This window comes from Pseudomonas sp. GW822-FHT01E03 (assembly GCF_058802985.1).
In genome coordinates, this window is the sequence record NZ_JBXAOQ010000002.1 from 170316 (window position 1) to 191736 (window position 21421).

Consider the following 21421-nt stretch of genomic DNA (forward strand, 5'->3'; position numbering starts at 1 on the left):
AAGCTCGCTCCCACAGAAAGGCTAGATTGCTTCCAGTTTGGCATACCCCAGCATCAGCCACTTGCTGCCTTCGCTGAAGTTCACCTGCACCCGGGCCTGAGCCCCGGCGCCTTCGAAGTTGAGGATCACGCCGTCACCGAAGATCGAGTGGCGCACAGTCTGGCCCAAGCTGAAGCCGGTCTGCGGAATTTCGCTGCCGCTGAACAGGTTGCTGCCACTCATCGACTGGTTGCCACCGAACGGACGGCTGACGCTGTTGGACAGCCGCACCTCCTGAATCAGGCCTTTCGGAACTTCGCGTACGAAGCGCGACACCTTGTTGTAGGTCTCGCTGCCATAAAGGCGCCGGGTTTCGGCGAAGGTCATCACCAGATTCTGCATGGCCCGGGTGATGCCTACGTAGGCCAGACGACGCTCTTCCTCCAGGCGGCCGGGTTCTTCCAGGCTCATCTTGTGCGGGAACAGGCCTTCTTCCATGCCCACCAGGAACACGTAAGGGAACTCCAGGCCTTTGGCGCTGTGCAGGGTCATCAGTTGAATGCTGTCTTCGTGCTCGTCGGCCTGCGTGTCGCCGGCCTCCAGCGATGCGTGACCAAGGAACGCCGCCAATGGCGTCAGGTCTTCGTCTTCTTCGCTGTTTTCGAAGTTGCGCGCGGCGCTGACCAGTTCCTCAAGGTTTTCTACCCGGGCCTGGCCTTTCTCGCCTTTTTCCGCTTCGTGATAGGCGATCAGCCCCGACTGCTCGATGACGGTCTGGGTCATCAGGTGCAGCGGCATTTCCATGCACTTGGCGGCGAGGTTCTCGATCAGCTCGATAAACGCGCCCAGAGCGCCGGCCGCACGACCGGTCAGGCCTTTGTTGGCCACCAGTTGGCGCATCGCTTCCCACATCGACACATCGCTGTGGCGCGCATGGTCGCGGATCGCTTCGACGGTTTTCTCACCGATGCCACGGGCCGGCACGTTGATGACCCGTTCCAGTGCAGCATCGTTACCGCGGCCTTCGAGCAAGCGCATGTAGGCCATGGCGTTCTTGATTTCGGCGCGTTCGAAGAAGCGCTGACCGCCATAGATGCGGTAGGGAATGCGCTCGCGCAGCAAGGCTTCTTCCAGAACCCGCGACTGGGCGTTGGAGCGGTACAGAATCGCGATATCGCTTCGAGACAAGCCGGTTTTCAGCGCGCTTTCGATGGTTTCGACAACGTAGCGTGCTTCATCGTGTTCGTTGAAGGCGGCGTACAGGTTGATCGCTTCGCCGTCGCCGCCGTCAGTCCACAGCTCTTTGCCCAGGCGCCCGGTGTTGTTGGCGATCAAGGCGTTGGCAGCCTTAAGGATGCCGGCGGTGGAGCGATAATTCTGCTCCAGGCGAATGGTTTCGGCGTCCGGGAAGTCTTCGGAATACTGGTAGATGTTCTCGATTTTGGCGCCGCGCCAGCCGTAGATCGACTGGTCGTCGTCGCCCACCACCATCAGGCTGTCGCCACCCTTGGCCAGCAGGCGCAACCAGGCGTATTGCACGGCGTTGGTGTCCTGGAACTCGTCTACCAGAATGTGCCGGAAGCGCTTTTGATAGTGAGCGAGCAGGCCTGGGTGATCGCGCCACAGATCGAGTGCGCGCAGCAGCAATTCGGAGAAGTCGATGACACCGGCACGCAGGCAGGCGGCCTCGTAGGCCTCATAGATACCGCGCATGGTTGCCAGGAACAGGTCGCCGCTGGCTTGAATGTGTTGCGGGCGCAGGCCTTCGTCTTTCTGGCCGTTGATGAACCATTGGGCCTGACGGGCCGGCCAACGCTGTTCGTCCAGGCCGAGCTCGCGGATCACCCGCTTGACCAACCGCTGCTGGTCATCGCTGTCGAGAATCTGGAAGGTCTGGCTTAAGCCCGCTTCCTGCCAGTGTGCCCGCAGAAGGCGGTGCGCCAGGCCGTGGAAGGTGCCAACCCACATGCCGGCCGGGTTGATGCCCATCAGCTGCTCGATGCGCTGGCGCATCTCGGCAGCGGCCTTGTTGGTGAAGGTCACCGACAGGATGGAGTGGGGCGAGGCGTTTTCGACCTGGATCAACCAGGCGATACGGTGCACCAGCACTCGGGTTTTACCGGAACCAGCACCGGCCAGGACCAACTGACGACCCACGGGGGCCGCTACGGCCTGGCGTTGGGCATCGTTGAGGGAGTTCAGCAGAAGGGAGAGATCATCGCGCATCGGGGCATTCTAGGGGGCCGCGACACACCGGGCAAACCCCGCTTCGCTTTAACCGATGAAAGTTATGCGAAGGACGACCGGTCAGTCATCGGCTGCAGGCATTGGCGGGGCGTGCCTTCAGCATTTTCAGTGGCATCGGCGTCCGAAAAATTTGGCGATTTATTGATCAGCAGCAGTTTGGTCCGGGCAATTGCTTGTGTATGCTCCGAGCAGTTTCGGGCACATGCTCATCATTATAAGAACAAGAACATCGCCTATGACCCTCAGCTTCGACCTGTCGGGCCCCACTGTGGAACCCCGGGTGATCCGTAAACAGTACGCCATGGAAATGGCGGTCGAACGCACGCGCCTGTTGTATCAAGGCTCGCTGCTGCCCACGTTGTTCATGCTGATCAATGGCCTGGTCTGTGCCGGTTTGCTCTGGAGCCCGCAGCGCTATTTCCTGGTCAGTGTCTGGCTGGTGTGGTTGTTGTCATTGGTGGCATTGCGGGTGATTCAGGTCGCAGCCTTTGATTCGGCCATTCCCAACCGTCAGGCCCATCCCATCTGGCGGCGGATGTTTTTGCTGGGCTCCGGCCTCACCGGTCTGACCCTGGCCGGTGCCGGCATCGCCCTGGTTCCGGCCGATAACTTCATTCAGCAAGCCTGGGTCTTCGGCCTCATCGGTGCCGCAGCGCTCTCGGCCAGCGTGGCTTATGCGGTCAGCTTGCCGGCCTTCCTGTCATTCACCTTGCCCTGCCTGTTGCCGGCCATCGCCTATATGTTTTGGGGGGCTGACGAACAGCAGCAAGGTTGGGGCTGGTTCGGGCTGATCCTGCTCGGTGCGTTGAGCGTGGTTGCCTGGCAAGTCAATCGATTGATCGATCGGGGCTTGATGCGACGCTTTCAGAACCAGGCGCTGATCGAGCATCTGCAGCAGGCGCAAAGCTGCAGTGATCAGCTCAATCAGAAGCTGGCCAAGGAGATAGAACAGCGCCGACGTGCCGAGGACGAATTGCGAGAGATCCAGGTCGACCTGGAAAACCGAGTCGCTCAGCGCAGCCTGGAACTGGACGCCGCCAACCAGGCACTGAGCAAGAGTGAGGCGCGCCTGGCGCTGGCATTGAAGGCCAGCGAGTTGGGGTTGTGGGACTGGAATCTGCAAACCGACGAAGTCCATCACACACAAATTCAGGAATTGTTCGGCCTGGAGCCGGAACAGGTCACGGCGATATTGCGTCACCTCAAGCCGCGCCTTCACCCCGAGGATCTTCCTGCGCTGAAAAGGGCGCTGGTCGAGCATTTGAAGGGCCGCACCGAGGACTATCAAATCGAGTATCGCGTGCGGCATGGCGACGGCCACTGGGTCTGGATCGAGGACCGCGGGCGGGCAGTCGAGCGTGCCGACAACGGCCGGGTGATTCGCATGGTCGGCACTCGCCGCGATATCAGCGCCAGCAAAAGTCTGGAAGAGCAGCGGCAATTGGCGGCGACCGTGTTCGAGGCGGCCAGCGAAGGGATCGTGATTTTCGATCCTAACTACGTCCTGATCGCGATCAATCAAGCCTTCAGTCGGGTGACCGGTTATGACATCGACGACATGATCGGACGCAATGTCGTTGAGTTGCCATGCAGTCGCGATGCGCGTAGGCATTACGCCGCGATACATCAGGCGCTGGAGCAGCAAGGCAGCTGGCAGGGCGAATTGGTGGAAACCCGCAAGAACGGCGAGATGTATCCGCAATGGCTGCAACTGAATGCCGTGCGCGATGCCCGGGGAAATGTGAGCCATATTGTGGGCTTCTTCGCTGATCTCTCGGCTCGTCGAGAGTCCGAACAGCGTATGCGCTATCTGACCCATTACGACGAACTTACCGGTCTGGCCAACCGCGCGATGTTTCGCGAACGACTCAACGAGGCTCATCAACGAGTGCGGCAGGGCGGTTATCGCAGCCTGGCGTTGCTGCACATCAATCTCGATCGGTTCAAGCAACTCAACGACAGCCTGGGGCATGAAGTCGCCGATCAGTTATTGCAGAAAATGGCCCGGCGACTGGTGAATGCATTGCCTGAAGCAGACACCATTGCGCGCCTTTCCGGTGATGAGTTTGCCGTGCTGTTCAATTCCTACGGCAACCTTTCGAGCCTGGCGAGGGTGGCGACTCGTCTGGCGAACAAGTTGCGTTTGCCGGTGACCATTGACGGGCATGAACTGGTGCTCAGCGCGTCGATGGGCATCAGCTTGTTGCCGGACAGCGCGCGGGAAATATCGGCACTGGTCAGTCAGTCGAACATGGCAATGCAGCACGCCAAACACCTGGGTGGCGATAATTTCCAGTTTTACACCGACAGCTTGCAAGCCAGCACGTTGGAGCGTTTACAGCTGGAAAACCACTTGCGCAAAGCCATCGAAGACAAACAACTGAAGGTGTTTTACCAACCGAAACTGTGCCTGGCCACTGGCAGGTTGAATGCCGCCGAAGCCTTGGTGCGTTGGGATCATCCGACCATGGGCCGCGTGCCGCCGGGGGATTTCATTGGCCTGGCTGAAGAAACCGGATTGATCGGCCCGATCGGTGAGTTCGTGCTGCGTCAGGCCTGCTGGCAAGCCTGTGAGTGGCAACGGCAGGGACTCGAAGCAATTCGGGTGTCGGTCAATCTGTCGGTGCATCAATTGCGCCAAGGCAAGCTGGTCAGTCTGGTGCGGCAGGTGCTGGAAGAGACCGGGCTGGCGCCGCAACTGCTGGAGCTGGAACTCACCGAAAGCCAGTTGCTGGACAGCGTCGAACACATCATCGCAACCTTCCAGCAGTTGCGTGATCTCGGGGTGAAACTGGCCATTGACGATTTTGGCACTGGTTACTCATCCCTGAGCTATCTCAAGCGGATCCCGGTGGATTACGTGAAGATTGATCAGGCCTTTATCCGTGGCTTGGGTGAGGGCAGCGAAGACGCGGCGATTACCCGGGCAATCATTGCCATGGCCCACGGCCTGAAGCTTAAGGTCGTGGCGGAAGGAGTGGAGCGCGGAGAACAGCTTGAGTTCCTGAAAGCCGAGCGCTGCGATGAGGTACAGGGCTATTTGATCAGCCGTCCGGTTGAGGCTGAGACGTTGGCAGGTTTGCTGCGCGCGCAAGCCGCAAGCTGACGAGGATACGTAAGTAGCTTTTGTCCTTTAAAACGTGCACCCGGCACACCTGGACAGGCGCCATGAGTGCTACATGAAGCGCGGGCACCTGAAATCGAGGGATTCGGTAACGCATTGAGCAGGCAAAAAGCCGATTCATGTAGTATAACTACAAGCGTGCTACATCCCCGGCACCTGCCAATAACAAAGAGTCCAGCCCTTTGAATCTGCTGCAACACATCGCCCAGTCTCGCCACCTGTTACGCAAGTCGGAGCTCAAGGTCGCCGACCATGTGCTGCTTGATCCTGCGGCCGTGATGCACAGCTCCATGGCCGACCTGGCCCACAGCGTGGGCATCAGTGAGCCGACCATCGTGCGCTTTTGCCGTGCCATCGGTTGTTCCGGCTTTCAGGACCTGAAGCTGAAGCTGGCCCAGAGCCTGGCGGCAGGTGCGAGTTTCGGCCAGTTTGCGATCCATGAGGATGATTCGGTCGCTGACTACAGCCTGAAAATCTTCGACACCACCCTGCATACGCTGATGGAGGTTCGCGAGAAACTCGATCCGCTGGAATTGCAGCGGGCGGTGACGCTGATGTCCCAGGCCCAGCGTGTCGAGTTCTATGGCTTTGGTGCCTCGGGTGCGGTCGCGGCGGACGCCCAGCACAAGTTCTTCCGCTTGCTGCTCACCGCTGCGGCGTATTCCGACCCGCACATGCAGGCGATGTCGGCCGTGACGCTCAAGCCAACCGACGTGGCGATCTGCATTTCCCAGTCCGGGCGTTCCAAGGACCTGCTGATCACTGCCAACCTGGTGCGTGAAAGCGGTGCCTCGTTGATCACCCTGTGCCCGAGCCAGACGCCGTTGGCCGAACTGTCTACGGTCAATCTGGCGATCGATGTGCATGAAGACACTGAAATCTATACGCCGCTGACTTCGCGTATTGCCCACCTGGTGGTGATCGACGTGCTGGCGATGGGCGTGGCCATGGCGCGTGGCCCGAGCCTGGTCAACCACCTCAAGAGCGTCAAGCGCAGCCTGCGCAGCTTGCGGTTGTCGCCCAAGTCGGTGAAAGCGCTGGACGATTGAGCCAGGCCTGAGATTGCATGAAGGTCGTTCCGACCTTATCGCGAGCAAGCTCGCTCCCACATTTGATCATGCACGCCGCAGAACCTGTGGGAGCGAGGTCGCTCGCGATGGCGGCCTCGAATGCACCGCAATTTTCATCAGTTTGTAACCCCCAAGCCGCCAAACCGTCATCCCCCGCGCCTATCTTGAAACTCCCGTACTCGCCTTGGGAGACTCGAAATGGCCATGCCCTACGAAGAACGCAACAGCGCTGTCAAAACCCGTCGTCAGCAAGAAGATCAGCGCCGCATGGAATTCCGTCGCGCCATCGAAGATCGCTGCGAACGCCGTCAGCTTCTGGCCGAGATTGGCGATTTTCCAGAGCTGGAACTTAACTTCTGGCAGACGTCTCCCGTAGCTTCCCGTCGAAACGCTCAACCAGCGCGCTGATCTGAATCCGTTCGCTACGGATAAACGCCAGGAAGGCATGAGCCACCGGTGACAGGCGCTTTGCCTTGGCCTGCACCAGGCACCAGCTACGGAATAGCGGCAGTTCTTCGACCGGCAATTCGATCAGCCCACCGGTTGCCAGCTCAAGGTTCAGGGCGTGGCGCGTCAACAGCGCAACGCCCAGGCCTGCCAGTACACATTCTCGCTGGGCTTCGGCAGACGAGACTTCCTGAGTCTGGTTGAAGTGCACGCGTTTCTCTTTGAAGTATTCTTCGCACGCCAGTCGCGTCCCGGAGCCTGGCTCACGCAGCAGCAGTGTGTAGGGTTCGAGATCCTGCAAGCGCAGCGGCCCCATATGACACAGCGGGTGATCCGGTGGCGCCACGGCGACGATCGGGTTGTTCAGGAACGGCAGGAATTCCAGGCCCATGTCCTGAGGCACCATGGACATGATCACCAGGTCATCGCGGTTGTCCGACAAACGCCGAATGACCTGGCCGCGATTGACCACCGTCAGTTGCAGGTTCACCTCCGGGTGCTGGCGTTTGAAGGCGGCAAACAAGTGCGGCACGAAGTATTTGGCGCTGGATTCAATCGCCAGCTTCAGTTGCCCCTGCAACGAACCCTGCATGTCCGACAGTTGCATGTCGAGGTTTTCCAGGCGTCCGAAAATATCCCGGCTGGCCCGCTGTAACGCTTCAGCCGCTTCGGTCATGTAGAGTTTTTTGCCGACGTAATCGAACAAAGGCTGGCCAATCAGCTCCTCAAGTTGACGAATCTGCAGGCTGACGGCAGGTTGTGTGAGCGACATTTCCTCGGCCGCGCGACTGTACGACCGCAAATCACAGACCTCGTTGAAGATCTGCAATTGTCGTAAAGTCATACGCATCAATGACTTACGCATTTTTTGATCACTCTCGTCGCTGGCTGGTGAATCAACTATAAGTCTTTACTTATGCGCGACCCAATAATTATTCATTTTTGTTAATCCCTTGTGGGCGCTAGTGTGGACCTGCGACCAAATTGAAACATTTGGTCACGCGTCGACCTGGTCTAGCAGGTCGTGGGTACCACCGGCTCAAGGGAATTTCCAAGTGATAACAAAGATCCTGATCGCCAACCGTGGTGAGATTGCCGTACGAATCGTGCGTGCCTGCGCCGAAATGGGCATTCGCTCGGTCGCGATCTATTCCGACGCCGACCGCCATGCCTTGCATGTGAAGCGTGCGGACGAGGCCCACAGCATTGGTGCCGAGCCACTGGCCGGTTACCTGAACCCGCGCAAGCTGGTGAACCTGGCTGTGGAAACCGGTTGCGATGCACTGCACCCAGGCTATGGCTTCCTTTCGGAAAACGCCGAGCTGGCGGAGATCTGCGCCGAGCGCGGGATCAAGTTCATTGGCCCGTCGGCTGAAGTGATTCGCCGCATGGGCGACAAGACCGAAGCCCGTCGCAGCATGATCAAGGCCGGTGTACCGGTGACCCCGGGCACTGAAGGCAACGTGTCGGGCATCGAAGAAGCCCTGACCGAAGGCGATCGTATCGGTTACCCGGTGATGCTCAAGGCCACTTCCGGTGGTGGCGGTCGCGGCATTCGTCGTTGCAACAGCCGTGAAGAGCTCGAACAGGCTTTCCCGCGGGTCATTTCCGAAGCCACCAAGGCATTTGGTTCGGCGGAAGTGTTCCTGGAAAAATGTATCGTCAATCCGAAGCACATTGAAGCGCAAATTCTTGGCGACAGCTTCGGCAACGTGGTGCACCTGTTCGAACGTGACTGCTCGATCCAGCGCCGCAACCAGAAGCTGATCGAAATCGCCCCAAGCCCACAGCTGACCCCGGAACAGCGCGCCTATATCGGCGACCTGTCGGTGCGCGCAGCCAAGGCCGTGGGATACGAGAACGCCGGCACCGTGGAGTTCCTGCTCGCCGAGGGCGAGGTGTACTTCATGGAGATGAATACCCGGGTGCAGGTGGAACACACCATCACCGAAGAAATCACCGGCATCGACATTGTCCGCGAGCAGATTCGCATCGCCTCCGGCCTGCCGCTTTCGGTGAAACAGGAAGACATCCAGCACCGCGGCTTCGCCCTGCAATTCCGGATCAACGCCGAAGACCCGAAGAACAACTTCCTGCCGAGCTTCGGCAAGATCACCCGTTACTACGCTCCCGGCGGCCCCGGCGTGCGAACCGACACGGCGATCTATACCGGCTACACCATTCCACCGTTCTACGACTCCATGTGCCTGAAACTGGTGGTGTGGGCGCTGACCTGGGAAGAGGCGATGGACCGTGGCTTGCGCGCCCTGGATGACATGCGTCTGCAAGGGGTCAAGACCACCGCCGCGTACTACCAGGAAATCCTGCGTAACCCGGAATTCCGTAGCGGCCAGTTCAACACCAGCTTCGTTGAAAGCCACCCTGAACTGACCAACTACTCGATCAAGCGCAAACCCGAAGAGCTGGCCCTGGCCATCGCCGCCGCCATCGCCGCCCACGCAGGCCTGTGAGGAATAGAACAATGAGCAAACAAATCCACGTTACCGACACTATCCTGCGCGACGCCCACCAATCGCTGCTCGCCACCCGCATGCGCACCGAAGACATGCTGCCGATCTGCGACAAGCTCGACAAAGTCGGCTACTGGTCGCTGGAGTGCTGGGGCGGCGCGACGTTCGACGCCTGCGTACGTTTCCTGAAAGAAGATCCGTGGGAGCGTCTGCGCCAGCTGCGCGCCGCGCTGCCTAACACCCGCCTGCAAATGTTGTTGCGCGGCCAGAACCTGCTGGGCTACCGCCACTACAGCGACGACGTGGTCAAAGCCTTCGTGGCCAAGGCAGCGGTCAACGGTATCGACGTGTTCCGCATCTTCGACGCCATGAACGACGTGCGTAACCTGCGCGTGGCCATCGAAGCGGTGAAAGCCGCCGGCAAACACGCCCAGGGCACCATCGCCTACACCACCAGCCCGGTGCACACCATCGAGGCGTTCGTGAACCAGGCCAAGCAAATGGAAGCCATGGGTTGCGACTCGGTGGCGATCAAGGACATGGCCGGCCTGCTGACCCCGTACGCCACCGGCGAACTGGTCAAGGCTCTGAAAGCCGAGCAATCGTTGCCAGTGTTCATTCACTCCCACGACACTGCTGGCCTGGCCGCGATGTGCCAAATGAAGGCCATCGAAAACGGCGCCGATCACATCGACACCGCGATCTCCAGTTTCGCCTGGGGCACCAGCCACCCGGGTACGGAGTCGATGGTCGCCGCCCTTAAAGGCAGCGAGTTCGACACCGGCCTGAACCTGGAACTGCTGCAAGAGATCGGTCTGTACTTCTACGCGGTGCGCAAGAAGTACCACCAGTTCGAAAGCGAGTTCACCGCCGTCGACACCCGTGTGCAAGTCAACCAGGTACCGGGCGGGATGATTTCCAACCTGGCCAACCAGTTGAAAGAGCAGGGCGCGCTCAACCGCATGAGCGAAGTGCTGGCCGAAATCCCGCGCGTTCGTGAAGACCTCGGCTTCCCGCCGCTGGTGACCCCGACTTCGCAGATCGTCGGTACCCAGGCGTTCTTCAACGTGTTGGCCGGCGAGCGCTACAAGACCATCACCAACGAAGTGAAGCTGTACCTGCAAGGCGGCTACGGCAAGGCGCCGGGCACCGTGAACGAACAACTGCGTCGCCAGGCCATCGGCAGCGAAGAAGTGATCGACGTTCGCCCGGCCGACCTGCTCAAGCCGGAAATGGCCAAGCTGCGTGCCGACATCGGCGCACTGGCCAAGTCTGAAGAAGACGTGCTGACCTACGCCATGTTCCCGGACATCGGTCGCAAGTTCCTCGAGGAACGCGCTGCCGGCACCCTCACGCCAGAGGTTCTGCTGCCGATTCCTGAAGCGGGTGGCGTGGCCTCTGCCGGTGGCGAAGGCGTGCCGACCGAGTTCGTCATCGACGTGCACGGTGAAACCTACCGCGTCGACATCACCGGTGTTGGCGTCAAGGCCGAAGGCAAGCGTCACTTCTACCTGTCCATCGACGGCATGCCGGAAGAAGTGGTGTTCGAGCCGCTCAACGAATTTGTCGGCGGCGGCAGCAGCAAGCGCAAGCAAGCCACTGCACCGGGTCACGTCAGCACCACCATGCCGGGCAACATCGTCGACGTGCTGGTCAAGGAGGGCGACACCGTCAAGGCAGGCCAGGCCGTGTTGATCACCGAAGCGATGAAGATGGAAACAGAAGTCCAGGCAGCCATCGCCGGTAAAGTCACCGCCATTCACGTGGCCAAGGGCGACCGGGTGAACCCGGGCGAGATCCTGATCGAGATCGAAGGCTGAGTTAACAGCCTCGATACAACGCTTTATACCTCGGGGGGGCATGTGCTCCCCTTTTTTTATGCCTGCAAATCCGTGCCTGAAACCCTGTGGGAGCGAGCTTGCTCGCGATAGCGGAGCATCAGTCTCAACAATTGCTGAATGTGATGCCGCCATCGCGAGCAAGCTCGCTCCCACAGGTGCTGTGTCCCATCAGTGAAGCGGGTGTTAATTGATCAAGAGCTCGCTCGCGATGGCGTAATTCCAGGCGCTGACGATTACCCGCGACACTCCACCAACGACTTCACCTGCCCCGAACCGGTCTGGTTCTCATCGCTCAGCCACTTTTCAAACCCCGCACCAATTGCCGGCCACTCCGAATCCAGGATCGAATACCACGCCGTATCCCGGTTCTGTCCCTTGACCACCATGTGCTGGCGAAACACACCCTCAAAACTGAAGCCCAAACGCTCGGCAGCATATTTGGAGCGAGCGTTGGCGTTGTTGCATTTCCATTCCAGGCGACGGTAACCCAGGGCAAAGGATTCCTTGGCCAGAAGGTAAACCGCCTCTGTGCTTTTCGGCGAGCGCTGCATCGGGGCGCCGAAGGTGACGTGGCCGATTTCGATGCGGCCCTGGGCCGGGACGATGGACATCAGGCTGAGAATGCCCTGGACCTCGCCGCTGACGCGGTCGATCACGCTGAAGAAATACGGATCGCTGCTGGTCGCGTGGTTGTTCAGCCAGTCGTTGAAGACGCTGCGCTCCGGGAAGGGGCCGTAAGGCAGGTAGTCCCACAACTTCGGGTCAGCGCCCGGGCCTTGCAGGGCCTTGAACAGGTCGTCGCCGTGGCGCGCCGGGTCGAGTCTTTCCAGGCGGATGTAACGCCCTTCGATCAGTTGAGTCGTGGGGGGCGGAACGCCTTTCCAGTCGGCGAGTGAAATCGACATGCTGTTCTCCTTGAACCTAGATGGCTTTGCGAAACTGGATGAAACCGGGGCGTTCGGCGATGCGCTCGTAGAGCTGGATCGCGGTGGCATTGGTTTCGTGGGTCAGCCAGTGGACCTTGTTGCAACCGTCGGCCTTGGCTGTGGTGTAGACGAACTCGATCAACTGGCGGCCGACGCCGGTACCACGGGTTTGCGGGACCACCAACAAGTCTTGCAGGTAGCAGGAGTTTTCGATGGCCCAGTTCGAACGATGGTAGATGAAGTGCACCATCCCCACCGCTTTGTCATCGGCCCAGGCGAGGGCGGCGTGGGTCGGTTCGCTCGGGTCGAGCATGCGCTGCCAGGTGCTTTGAGTGACGGTATCCGCAAGTTCGGTGTTGTAGAAGCGCAGGTAGGCTTGCCACAGCGGCAACCATGCCGCGTGATCACCGGCGGTGACTTGGCGAATGTCGATCTGACTCATGGTGATTTCCTTAGCGCATCAATTGGGCGAGGGTTTGGTCGTTGACGTCGGGGCTGGCGGCCAGGCCTTTGCGCACGCCGGCGATGTCGGCGGGGCTGCGGTTCTGGCTGAGCTTGCGCTTGCCTTCCAGGCGGTCGATGGGAATGGCGAAACCGACGATGGCCTTGAGCATGCCGTCGATGTAATCGGCGGGGGCATCGGCCACTGACCACGGCTGGGCGCGGCCGGCCTCATGACGATCGGTGAGGGTGCTGACGATGTCGAGCAGCCGCCCGCCATCGCTGAAGGTTTCGGCTCGGCCATAGGCGTGTACGGCGACGTAGTTCCAGGTTGGCACGACTTTGCCGTGTTCGGCCTTGCTCGGGTAGAAGCCAGGGCTGACGTAGGCGTCGGCACCGGCAAAAATCAGCAGGGCTTCGGCGCCGTCGCGCAGGTCTTTCCACTGTGGATTGGCTTTGGCCAGATGCCCGTACAACGTGCCGTTCGAGCCTTGTTCGCAATGCAGTAGCACCGGTACATGGCTGGCTTGCAGGCCGCTTTCACCGTGGGTCACCAATATGGCGAGACGGGTGGCGAGGATCAGTTCATGCAGTTGGGACAACTCGTCGATGGCAAAAGCACGTGGCGTGTACATGGAGATATTTCCCTTGGCGAATGTCTGCATCCTAGGCAGGCTATTGGTCTGTTGTAAGAGCCATTAATGACCAATTTCATAGGTCCATTGCCATGACGGATGCGCCGCTTTCCTTGTCGTTCAACCCGGCCGGTATCGAACTCGACCGTCGCCAGGGGCTGAGCCGCCAGCTCTATCAGGCTTTGCGCCTTCGCGTCCTCGATGGACGGTTGGCCAGTGGTACGCGCTTGCCGGCCAGTCGTGACCTGGCCGCGGCGCTGGCGATTTCCCGTAACAGCGTGGTGCGCGCCTATGATCAGCTGTATGCCGAAGGGTTTATCGAAGGGCGGGTAGGCGATGGGACTTATGTCGCGCAACTGCCCCAGGCAACCGTGCCGGCAAAAAAACTATCCACAAAAGTATCCACAGGGTTTTCAACAGGGTTACCCACAACCTTATCCACAAATTGGCTCGATTTACCTGTGGATTCATCCAGCAAAGTTATCCACAGTGGTGCATTGACTCGCGTTGAAAAGAACCATTTACCCATGCCGCCCAGTGGTCCGCCCAAGGCTTTTCGGGTTGGTGTTCCGGCGTTCGATCTGTTTCCGTTCGAGGTCTGGGCCAAGCTGCATGCGGCTTTCTGGCGTAAACCGGATTTCCAGCAGCTGTGCTACGGCGACCCTGCAGGTGATGCGCGCTTGCGGGGGATGATCGCGGCGTATCTACGCAGCTCGCGGGGCATGCAGTGCACGGCTGAACAAATTGTGATCACCAGTGGCGCGCAGCAGGGAATCAGCCTTTGTGCACAGCTGCTGGTGGAGCCGGGCGATGGGGTGGCGATCGAAAATCCGGGCTACCGCGCGGCGGGTCATGCCTTCGCCGTGGCCGGGGCGCGCTTGCACGGGGTAGCGGTGGATAGCGAGGGTATCGACTGCGGTGAGCTGGCGGGGCTCAGTGATTGCCGCCTGACCTATGTCACGCCGTCACATCAATACCCGACTGGCGTGGTGATGAGCCTCGCTCGCCGTCTGGAGTTGCTGGCTTGGGCCGAGCGCACTCAAGGCTGGATTGTCGAGGATGATTACGATGGCGAGTACCGCTACAGCGGTGCGCCATTGGCGCCTTTGGCGGCACTCGATCGTCACGGGCGAGTGTTGTATGTTGGCACGTTCGGCAAGGTCGCGTTTCCGGCGTTGCGCCTGGGTTATCTGGTGTTGCCAATGGGGCTGGTGGACGCGTTTTCCCAGCGTCGTGCCGTGGATGTGCGCCACTCCGAGGTCAGCACGCAGGCAGTCATGGCCGAGTTCATGGCGGCCGGACACTTCCAGCGGCATATCCGCCGCATGCGCCGTGCGGCACTGAGTCGGCGCAATACGCTGCTCAGTGGTTGGCCGCTGGATATCCCCGGCGTTGGCCCGTTGCCCACAGTCGCTGCCGGGCTGCACATGACCGTGTCAGTCGAAAGCGTGGCGCGCGAACAGGAACTGATCGAATTGGCGCGCAGTGTCGATGTCGAGATCAACGGTTTGAGCAGCTATTGGCTGCCGGAATCCGCCACGCCCTTCGATCAACGCGCCGGGTTGGTACTGGGCTTTGCGGCGGTGCCCGAAAAGTCGGTCGAGGCGGCGCTGGAGCGATTGCGAGAGGCGTGGCGCGCTCGATGAAGCGGGCGGACCAGCAGTCCGCCCGCAGTCGTTCATCAGGGTTGAGTTTCGAGTTTGAGGAACAGATTCGGGTCGCTGATACGCCGCAGCACGTAGTCGATTGGCGCCAGAGTCGTGAGTACCTGGCGGCGTTCGGTCGTGAACTGCTGCAGATGCGCTTCGGCGATTTTCAGGTGCGCCGCCGTGAACTGCTCCATCGGCGCATCAAGCGAATCGTAGTGAAAGTGCGCAAGCCGCAGAGGCTGATCCTTGTTGGTGGTGTCTAGCACCTGGTACTCCTGGAAATAATCCCTGCGCTTTTTGGTCTTGATTCGTCCCTGTTCGTTGCGGACGATACGGACCTGGTCGTTGTCCAGCAGCCACTGCAAGTACGCCTGTCGGGGCTGTCGATCCTTGAGCAGGCTGGCGCGAATACCGATGCCTTGAGCGCGTAGCTGGACGGCGGCACCATTGAGCTCCGAGCTCGGACCAGCGCCTGGGTCAGCGACTCGAACTGTGTGGGCATGGCTACGAGCGTGCCGTCGCGGACCCGCCATTGAGGCGTGCCGATCATGGTTTGGTCGGGGGCCGATCTCGCGCTCGGGTTGCAGCACCTTCAGCGCTTGGCGCAGTAACAGCGCGGCGACGCTATCGACAGTGGGACCCCTGTTGGTCTGGTAACTCACTTGGCTCTTTTTTAGCAAGCCGGGGGTTTGGGTATTCTCTGGGTGGTCTGTCATCGTCATTTTCCTTTTTGACGTGGCGGCTTACGAAAAGAACAGTGAGCGCGCCAGTTGCGGGCTGATCGCGCTGCGATAGATGGCGATCACCTGGCTGCTGGAAGCGGAATTAAGGTCGCTCCCTCCGGCCATCATCCGTTGATCACGCAGTTTCAAATGGGCGGCGGTAAACGCCTCGACAGGCGTATCAGAAGCGGCGTAGTGAAAATGGGCGTACCACAACGGTTGCCCGGTGCCTCGCTCGCGAATTTCGTACTCCTGCAGGTAATCCTTGCGCGGGCCTTTGAGTCGGCGTCGTTCACCACTGCGCACGACATCGATTTCATTTTTGCTTGATAGCCATTCGATGCGGGCGGCCGTGGGCGGCTGTTGCTTGATCATCTGGACGCGAATCCGGTAGCCCTCGGCGTACAGTCGAACACGTGCCGTGTTCAAGGCCGCGCCCAGTGTTGTCGCAGTGACGGTCGTATTCGAAGCGGTCAGGGTTTGCTCGAGTGTCTTCGCGCTTTTGTCGATCTGTTCGGCTTTATGCTGGAACAACTCTTCGATTTCCACCGGGATGCGGCCGGCTTTTTTTGCGCTCGCTTCGGTTTTCTGGATGAAGCTTTCCACGCCATCGAGCAGCTCCTGACCCTGAGTGATTTGTGTGGCGAGGTCCGGTATTTGTACCGCAGGGCGGCGACGTCTGGGTTGCACGCGCTCAATCCAGACGCCGGGTGATTTTTCGTGAAAGGTGGCGATCACTTTGCCGGTCAAGGGCGATTTCACATCCAGCAGGACCGGCTCTCCCGATGCAGAGGGACGCACTTCGCCCACAACCGTACCCTTGAAGCGTGTCTTGACCACCCGTTTACGCGATGCCGATGCGGGCTTTGATGGGCCGGGTCGGGGTTCTACCGGCCGTTGTTCGCGCAGCAGTTGCGCCAGATTGGCTTCGGTGTCCTGCTGGAATTCACTGATCCGTGTACGTACGTGTTTGAACGGTTGCTCCAGAACCGCGTCCTTGTGGGTGAGGCTGAAGTCTTCAAAGGCCTGGTCGATAGCGGCAAACTGTTCGAGCATGCCGTTGAGGCCTTCGATACGTTCGCCTGCCGCCCAGGCACTGTTTTGCAGCATCAGTTCTTGCGAGGTCTGTATGACCAGGTTGGTGGTATCGAGCAAGCGCTCGAATGCGCCCCGGGCGTCGATCAGCGCGGCACTGTTTCCTTCTTTCAAGCAGACGTCGCGAGCCAGCGAAACCTGGAGCGCCTTGAGATCGTTAACACTGAAAGCGGGCAGTTTTGCCCGGTAGGTACTGGCCACTTCAGCAGCATTTCTACCGAGTCGACTCAAGTCATGGAGCCGCGATTGGGCAAACTCTATTTTGCCGATCACACCCTCGGTCAGGTCGACCATTTTCCGGTAGGTTGCGGAATTACCGGTCCCGCCTGTCGTTTCCTCGGCATCGAGCAGCGCCAGGGTTTCCCTCAAGGTCTGCGTAAACGTTGCATTGTGCTGATCGAGCCACGTCTGGTTGAAGAACAATTGAGTGCCGAGCATCTCGACCATGGCGGTTCGGTAGTTGGGCACCGTTTCGAGCAGGTTCAGCGACTTCAACTGCTCGATAGGGGCGGCGTATTCCTGGGTGCGGTGCTCGAGCTTCTCGAGGAACTGCGTTTGCGCGGCCGACAGTGCTTCGTCACCGACTGATTTTTTCATGGCGTTGTGGGCGTCCGTCAGCTCTGTACGTGCCCGCTCGCGTTCATTGTCAAACTCGGCCAGTTGCTTCTTGAGTTCGGCGATGCGTGCACGGTTTTGTTGCTTCAGTGCCTTGCGTCGGCTCGACAGACCGCCGCCGCGCAGGCGCAGGCGCGTGTCGACGAACCAGTCACCGCGTTGGTTGCTGATCAGTGCCGGACCGCTGCGCACGGGCTGCTGTCGAGAGTCGATGATCGACACTTCGCCCGTGTCCTCGACGGCCACCTCGAACCAGCGCTCGCCCACCGGCGCATAAAAGCTCTTTTCTTTTCGGTAGAGGTGGCGATAGACGCCGTTGCCACTATCGGGCGGTGTGAGCTGTTCGGGTGGAGTGACCTTGAACTGATCCAGGGTTTTTGTCAGGTCCAAGGCCGCATCGGTTGCCACTGTCTGGCGATGTTGCACAGGAGGGGGCTCGCTGACGATGTCGGGTAATTGCACGACGGTCACAGGTTGTCGGGCCGGTTTTTCCTGTTGCTCGATCGCTTTTGCAATGGGCTTTTCCTGGACCCTGCGCGCAGGCGGATTACGCGTACTGGCGTGATGGGCAAGCACCATGGCCAGGGTCAGCAACAGGTCGGTCATGGCGGATTTCTGCTGCTGATGGTCGCCACTGTCGGCAGCATCGAGGGTTTGCTGCAAGTCATCCAGCACTTGCCAGATCCAGGCGGCCGTCCCGACGGTTCGACCAAGAAAGGGCAGCGCCGCGTTGAGCAGCATCCAGGCTGTACGCTTGAAAGTCGCCCAGCGATTTTGCGCGTTGGAAAGCGATTGCCGTTGCGCCAGTTCGACCAGCGCATTGACGTTGGCCTTGTACAGGACGGCCAGGTAATTGCCGCTGAGAACCCGCGAGCCGAGGGAAATCGGGCCGCTCATTTGCAGGGAGGTCAGCGGGTCGCCCAGCAGTTGAGAAATGCTCCAGACCGAAGGTCGGTCACCGGTGAACACATAGTTGGCATAGTTGGCGCGGGCACCGTCCGGCAGCCAGGCGAGTACGGACTGGCGCAACGTCGGCGAGTGTTTGATGGTGTAGACCAGGTTGGCCGGCGTTGGATACTGGCTCAGCGGTTGTTCAAGCATTGGCCGGTAAAGCAGGCAAGGCCCCTTGTCCATCTGGCGGGGCCCGATCACGAATATGTTGGTCACTTCATCGGTGGCGCCACCGATGCGCCAGCCGGGCGCGAATGCCAGTGGGCGAATCACGATCTCCTGGCCATCCACCCAGCGATTGGCGTCGAGCACTTGCACCACGGCGGCGACATAGCGGTAACCGGTCTCGTCGATGCCGTGCTGCTTGCGAATCTTCAGCTGTAAGGCCAGCAGCGGTAACTCGACGCGCAAATGGCTGGTGAACAGGTTCTGACGCCGCAGGCTGTCCACGGGTTCGGCGAGCAGCTTGCTTTTGATCAGCGCCGGGTAGTGCTGGCCGATGTCGACGCGTGTAATCAGCTCCTCCAGATAGCTCACCGTCATCCACTGCGGCAGCGCGGCGGCGCTGGAACTGCGTACGAATTTGTTGCCTTGCGGCAGGGCAATCAGGTTTTGCAGCGCCAGGTCGACCAGGCTCAGGGTGGTGCGCTCAGGGTCCACCGTTGGCACAAAGCTGCCCCAGACCACCACGCTGTCGACCACGATTTCGATGTCCGCCAGGTTCAGATGTGCGGCATCGGCATGTTGCGCGAGCATGGCTTCGCGCAGTCGATCCAGCGCAAATTCGCGGATCGGTTTGAGCCCGTCCAGAAAGGACTTCCCGGCGTTCTGATTGCGCACCGTCACCAGATCCATCAGATGACGGCTGTAAGCGGTGAGATCGGTGGATGACGCATCGGCCATCCAGTCTGGCAGCGATTGCTCGACCTGATTGAATCGCGAGGATGACTGTTTGTCCGTCGGGTCGAGCTCGTTGGTCGTACGGCTGACGTGGGGCGCCAGGTCCGGGTTTGCCGCCGCGGGTTCGTTGGCCAGCGCACCGATTGCATCGGCCTGCAGGGCTATCAGGTTGCACGCCAGGCGGTCGAAATAATTGCCCGGCAGTTCGATCAGGCGCCAATGCAGGACATTTCCCGGTACTTGCCCATCGGTGTCCGCCAGCAACGACGCGCCCAGTTCCTGCAAGGAGTCAAACGCCTGGAAGCCACGGGTGATGGTGTGAGTGAGAACCAGAGTACGGCTACCCAGCGTCCCGATCAGTACCGCCGTGTCGACGATGTTAATGTGCGTCGAAGCCGCGCCGCTTTGGCCGTCCAGGTCAATCAGGCAGGCGCGTGACTGATAAGGGTCATGCGCACGACGTGCGTTTTTGTCCGGGTAGGCGAAAAGCTTGCCGGCCATGGCGTGCTGGTCGCTGTCCCAGTCCGGGTTGGCTTCGATGTTCCATAGGTCGCGCAAGGATTTGGACAGTGCCTGCCAGCGTGGAGCCGATGCGCGGGTGAACTGGTTCCAGTAATCGACTTGTTGCTCTTGAAACGCGACAAACAGCAGTGGCGCCAACTCATTGAGCAGGCGCCCGATGGCATCAATGCTGACGGGCAGTTGCGCCGGTGTCTGCTCCTGGGGTTGCAGCGTGAGGTAGTGCTCGCCGTCGAGGTAGACCACGGGTGTTCGCGCTACGCCATGGCGCACCAGTGCGTCTGTCAGCGACTCGAAGTGCCTTGGCCCGGGCTCGATACTGCCATTGTGCAAGATCCAGGTCGGCGTCACCACCATGGCCAGGCGGGGATCGATTGGCAAATTCGGGTACAGCGCTTTCAGGGCTGGTTGCAGCGCATGTGTGGCGACTTCCCTGATCGAGGGGCCGGTTACCAATTGGGTGAGAAGGGCATCTTGATCAGAGGGGAGGCTGGTTTCAGACGAAGGGCTGGAGGTACTTGTCATGGTCACATCCTTTGTGAGGGCAGCAGGCACCGTGGAAGGTTCGGTGCGCTATCCATTGCAAAGTAGCGACGGGTACCGCGGCGTTGGCGGTAAATAAATATCGCGGGCAAAAAAAGACCTGCGTAAATGCAGGTCCTGGTGACAGCAGGCGAGTCTCAAGTCCCGGACTTGATTTTGGTCCAGGCCCGGGTCCGCGCGCGCTCGGCATCGCGCGGCAGCGGTTGCAGGGTGTAGAGCGTACCCATCGCCGCATCGGTCGGGTACAGGTTCGGGTTGTTGCGGATTGCCGGGTCGACCAGTTCCGTGGCGTCCTTGTTCGGGTTCGGGTAACCGACAAAGTCACTGACCGGTGCAATCACCTGCGGCTGTAGCAGGTAGTTGATGAAGGTGTAGGCGTCTTCGGGGTTTTTCGCCCCCTTCGGAATCGCCAGCATGTCGAACCAGATCGGCGCGCCTTCCTTCGGCAAACGCATGTCGACGACCACCCCATTCTTGGCTTCCTTGGCGCGATTGGCGGCTTGCGAGAAGCTGCCGGAATAGCCGACTGCGACACAGATGTCACCGTTGGCAATGTCAGCCATGTACTTGGACGAGTGGAAGTAGGTGATGTACGGACGGATCTTCATCAGCAGTGCTTCAGCCTTGTCATAGTCCGCAGGCTTCTTGCTGTTGGGGTCCAGGCCGAGGTGTTGCAGGGCCAGCGGCAGGATCTCCGAGGGCGAGTCGAGCAGGGCGACACCGCACTGCTTGAGCTTGCTGATGTTCTCTTCCTTGAAGATCAGGTCCCAGCTGTCTACCGGCGCGTCGGCGCCCAGGGCTGCCTTGACCTTGTCCGGGTTGAAGCCGATCAGGATGGTCCCGTACATGTACGGCACGGCAAATTTGTTGCTCGGGTCGTTGGCTTCGATCAGCTTCATCAGCTTGGGATCGAGGTGGTTCCAGTTCGGCAGCTTGCTGCGGTCTAGGGGCTGGAATACGCCGGCTTCGATTTGCTTGGCGAGGAACACGTTGGACGGCACCACCACGTCGTAGCCGGAGTTGCCGGTCAGCAGCTTGGCTTCCAGTGCTTCGTTGGTGTCGAAGATGTCGTAGACCAGTTTGGTCTGGGTGTTCTGAGCCTTGAAGTCTTCCAGGGCCTTGGGGGTGATGTAGTCGAACCAGTTGTAGACGCGCAGGGTTCGCTCTTCAGCGTGGGCGGCGCCACTGAGCACCGTGGCGCACAGCGCTGGAAAAATAAAACGCTTAAGACTTTTCATTCTTCTAC

Annotated in this window: 14 protein-coding genes; 6 read left to right on the forward strand and 8 right to left on the reverse strand. The window is 60.0% G+C overall.

The features are described from left to right. Window positions 1-21 precede the first annotated feature (21 nt). On the reverse strand, window positions 22-2205 hold the full coding sequence (gene uvrD, locus AC1RP7_RS04005; protein WP_057712700.1) for a DNA helicase II: 2184 nt from the start codon (window positions 2203-2205) through the stop codon (window positions 22-24). A gap of 256 nt (window positions 2206-2461) precedes the next feature. On the opposite strand from uvrD, the gene AC1RP7_RS04010 reads away from it, so the two are divergent. The 3 genes from AC1RP7_RS04010 (at window position 2462) to AC1RP7_RS04020 (ending at window position 6828) form a co-directional block, all read left to right on the forward strand. Then, window positions 2462-5332, forward strand: a complete 2871-nt coding sequence (locus AC1RP7_RS04010) for an EAL domain-containing protein (protein ID WP_493181430.1) — start codon at window positions 2462-2464, stop codon at window positions 5330-5332. Window positions 5333-5532: 200 nt separating this feature from the next. Further along, window positions 5533-6399 carry a transcriptional regulator HexR gene (hexR, locus tag AC1RP7_RS04015; RefSeq protein WP_007954250.1) on the forward strand — a complete coding sequence of 289 codons (867 nt, stop codon included), beginning with the start codon at window positions 5533-5535 and terminating at the stop codon, window positions 6397-6399. A gap of 219 nt (window positions 6400-6618) precedes the next feature. Beyond that, the gene (locus AC1RP7_RS04020) at window positions 6619-6828 is read left to right on the forward strand and encodes a PA3496 family putative envelope integrity protein (RefSeq protein ID WP_085723603.1); all 210 of its coding nucleotides are present in this window, start codon (window positions 6619-6621) and stop codon (window positions 6826-6828) included. Here the strand turns inward: AC1RP7_RS04020 and AC1RP7_RS04025 are convergent. Further along, the gene (locus tag AC1RP7_RS04025; protein ID WP_103395986.1) at window positions 6770-7732 is read right to left on the reverse strand and encodes a LysR family transcriptional regulator; all 963 of its coding nucleotides are present in this window, start codon (window positions 7730-7732) and stop codon (window positions 6770-6772) included. The genes AC1RP7_RS04020 and AC1RP7_RS04025 overlap by 59 nt on opposite strands. Window positions 7733-7922: 190 nt before the next feature. On the opposite strand from AC1RP7_RS04025, the gene AC1RP7_RS04030 reads away from it, so the two are divergent. Next, window positions 7923-9338 carry an acetyl-CoA carboxylase biotin carboxylase subunit gene (locus tag AC1RP7_RS04030; RefSeq protein WP_007971702.1) on the forward strand — a complete coding sequence of 472 codons (1416 nt, stop codon included), beginning with the start codon at window positions 7923-7925 and terminating at the stop codon, window positions 9336-9338. 11 nt (window positions 9339-9349) lie between these two features. Next, on the forward strand, window positions 9350-11158 hold the full coding sequence (gene oadA, locus AC1RP7_RS04035) for a sodium-extruding oxaloacetate decarboxylase subunit alpha (RefSeq protein ID WP_057712702.1): 1809 nt from the start codon (window positions 9350-9352) through the stop codon (window positions 11156-11158). A gap of 254 nt (window positions 11159-11412) precedes the next feature. On the opposite strand, the gene AC1RP7_RS04040 is transcribed toward oadA, so the two are convergent. From AC1RP7_RS04040 to AC1RP7_RS04050, 3 genes are read right to left on the reverse strand one after another with little or no spacing between them, the layout of a single operon-like run. After that, entirely contained in the window at window positions 11413-12084 is a 672-nt protein-coding gene (locus AC1RP7_RS04040) for a GNAT family N-acetyltransferase (protein ID WP_340312782.1), read from the reverse strand. Window positions 12085-12100: 16 nt separating this feature from the next. Next, entirely contained in the window at window positions 12101-12547 is a 447-nt protein-coding gene (locus AC1RP7_RS04045) for a GNAT family N-acetyltransferase (protein ID WP_154860866.1), read from the reverse strand. A 10-nt stretch (window positions 12548-12557) separates the two neighbouring features. Then, window positions 12558-13181, reverse strand: coding sequence for an FMN-binding negative transcriptional regulator (locus AC1RP7_RS04050; RefSeq protein ID WP_057712705.1), 624 nt, complete (start codon window positions 13179-13181; stop codon window positions 12558-12560). A 92-nt stretch (window positions 13182-13273) separates the two neighbouring features. On the opposite strand from AC1RP7_RS04050, the gene pdxR reads away from it, so the two are divergent. Next, window positions 13274-14827, forward strand: a complete 1554-nt coding sequence (pdxR, locus tag AC1RP7_RS04055; protein WP_493181429.1) for a MocR-like pyridoxine biosynthesis transcription factor PdxR — start codon at window positions 13274-13276, stop codon at window positions 14825-14827. 35 nt (window positions 14828-14862) lie between these two features. Here pdxR and AC1RP7_RS04060 read toward each other — a convergent pair whose 3' ends face one another. The 3 genes from AC1RP7_RS04060 to AC1RP7_RS04070 form a co-directional block, all read right to left on the reverse strand. Beyond that, the gene (locus AC1RP7_RS04060; protein ID WP_493181428.1) at window positions 14863-15546 is read right to left on the reverse strand and encodes a hypothetical protein; all 684 of its coding nucleotides are present in this window, start codon (window positions 15544-15546) and stop codon (window positions 14863-14865) included. A 27-nt stretch (window positions 15547-15573) separates the two neighbouring features. Then, window positions 15574-20157, reverse strand: a complete 4584-nt coding sequence (locus AC1RP7_RS04065) for a hypothetical protein (RefSeq protein WP_493181427.1) — start codon at window positions 20155-20157, stop codon at window positions 15574-15576. 155 nt (window positions 20158-20312) lie between these two features. Continuing rightward, complete coding sequence (locus tag AC1RP7_RS04070; RefSeq protein WP_349735836.1) at window positions 20313-21413, reverse strand: polyamine ABC transporter substrate-binding protein; 1101 nt, start codon at window positions 21411-21413, stop codon at window positions 20313-20315. Between the last annotated feature and the right edge of the window lie 8 nt (window positions 21414-21421).

Bases quoted from the DNA above. Each gene is read 5' to 3' on its own strand.
- pdxR (WP_493181429.1), top strand. From the start codon at position 13,274: ATGACGGATGCGCCGCTTTCCTTGTCGTTCAACCCGGCCGGTATCGAA.
- AC1RP7_RS04020 (WP_085723603.1), top strand. From the start codon at position 6,619: ATGGCCATGCCCTACGAAGAACGCAACAGCGCTGTCAAAACCCGTCGT.
- oadA (WP_057712702.1), top strand. From the start codon at position 9,350: ATGAGCAAACAAATCCACGTTACCGACACTATCCTGCGCGACGCCCAC.
- uvrD (WP_057712700.1), bottom strand. From the start codon at position 2,205: ATGCGCGATGATCTCTCCCTTCTGCTGAACTCCCTCAACGATGCCCAA.
- AC1RP7_RS04040 (WP_340312782.1), bottom strand. From the start codon at position 12,084: ATGTCGATTTCACTCGCCGACTGGAAAGGCGTTCCGCCCCCCACGACT.
- AC1RP7_RS04070 (WP_349735836.1), bottom strand. From the start codon at position 21,413: ATGAAAAGTCTTAAGCGTTTTATTTTTCCAGCGCTGTGCGCCACGGTG.
- AC1RP7_RS04065 (WP_493181427.1), bottom strand. From the start codon at position 20,157: ATGACAAGTACCTCCAGCCCTTCGTCTGAAACCAGCCTCCCCTCTGAT.
- AC1RP7_RS04025 (WP_103395986.1), bottom strand. From the start codon at position 7,732: ATGCGTAAGTCATTGATGCGTATGACTTTACGACAATTGCAGATCTTC.
- AC1RP7_RS04060 (WP_493181428.1), bottom strand. From the start codon at position 15,546: ATGACAGACCACCCAGAGAATACCCAAACCCCCGGCTTGCTAAAAAAG.
- AC1RP7_RS04010 (WP_493181430.1), top strand. From the start codon at position 2,462: ATGACCCTCAGCTTCGACCTGTCGGGCCCCACTGTGGAACCCCGGGTG.
- AC1RP7_RS04045 (WP_154860866.1), bottom strand. From the start codon at position 12,547: ATGAGTCAGATCGACATTCGCCAAGTCACCGCCGGTGATCACGCGGCA.
- AC1RP7_RS04050 (WP_057712705.1), bottom strand. From the start codon at position 13,181: ATGTACACGCCACGTGCTTTTGCCATCGACGAGTTGTCCCAACTGCAT.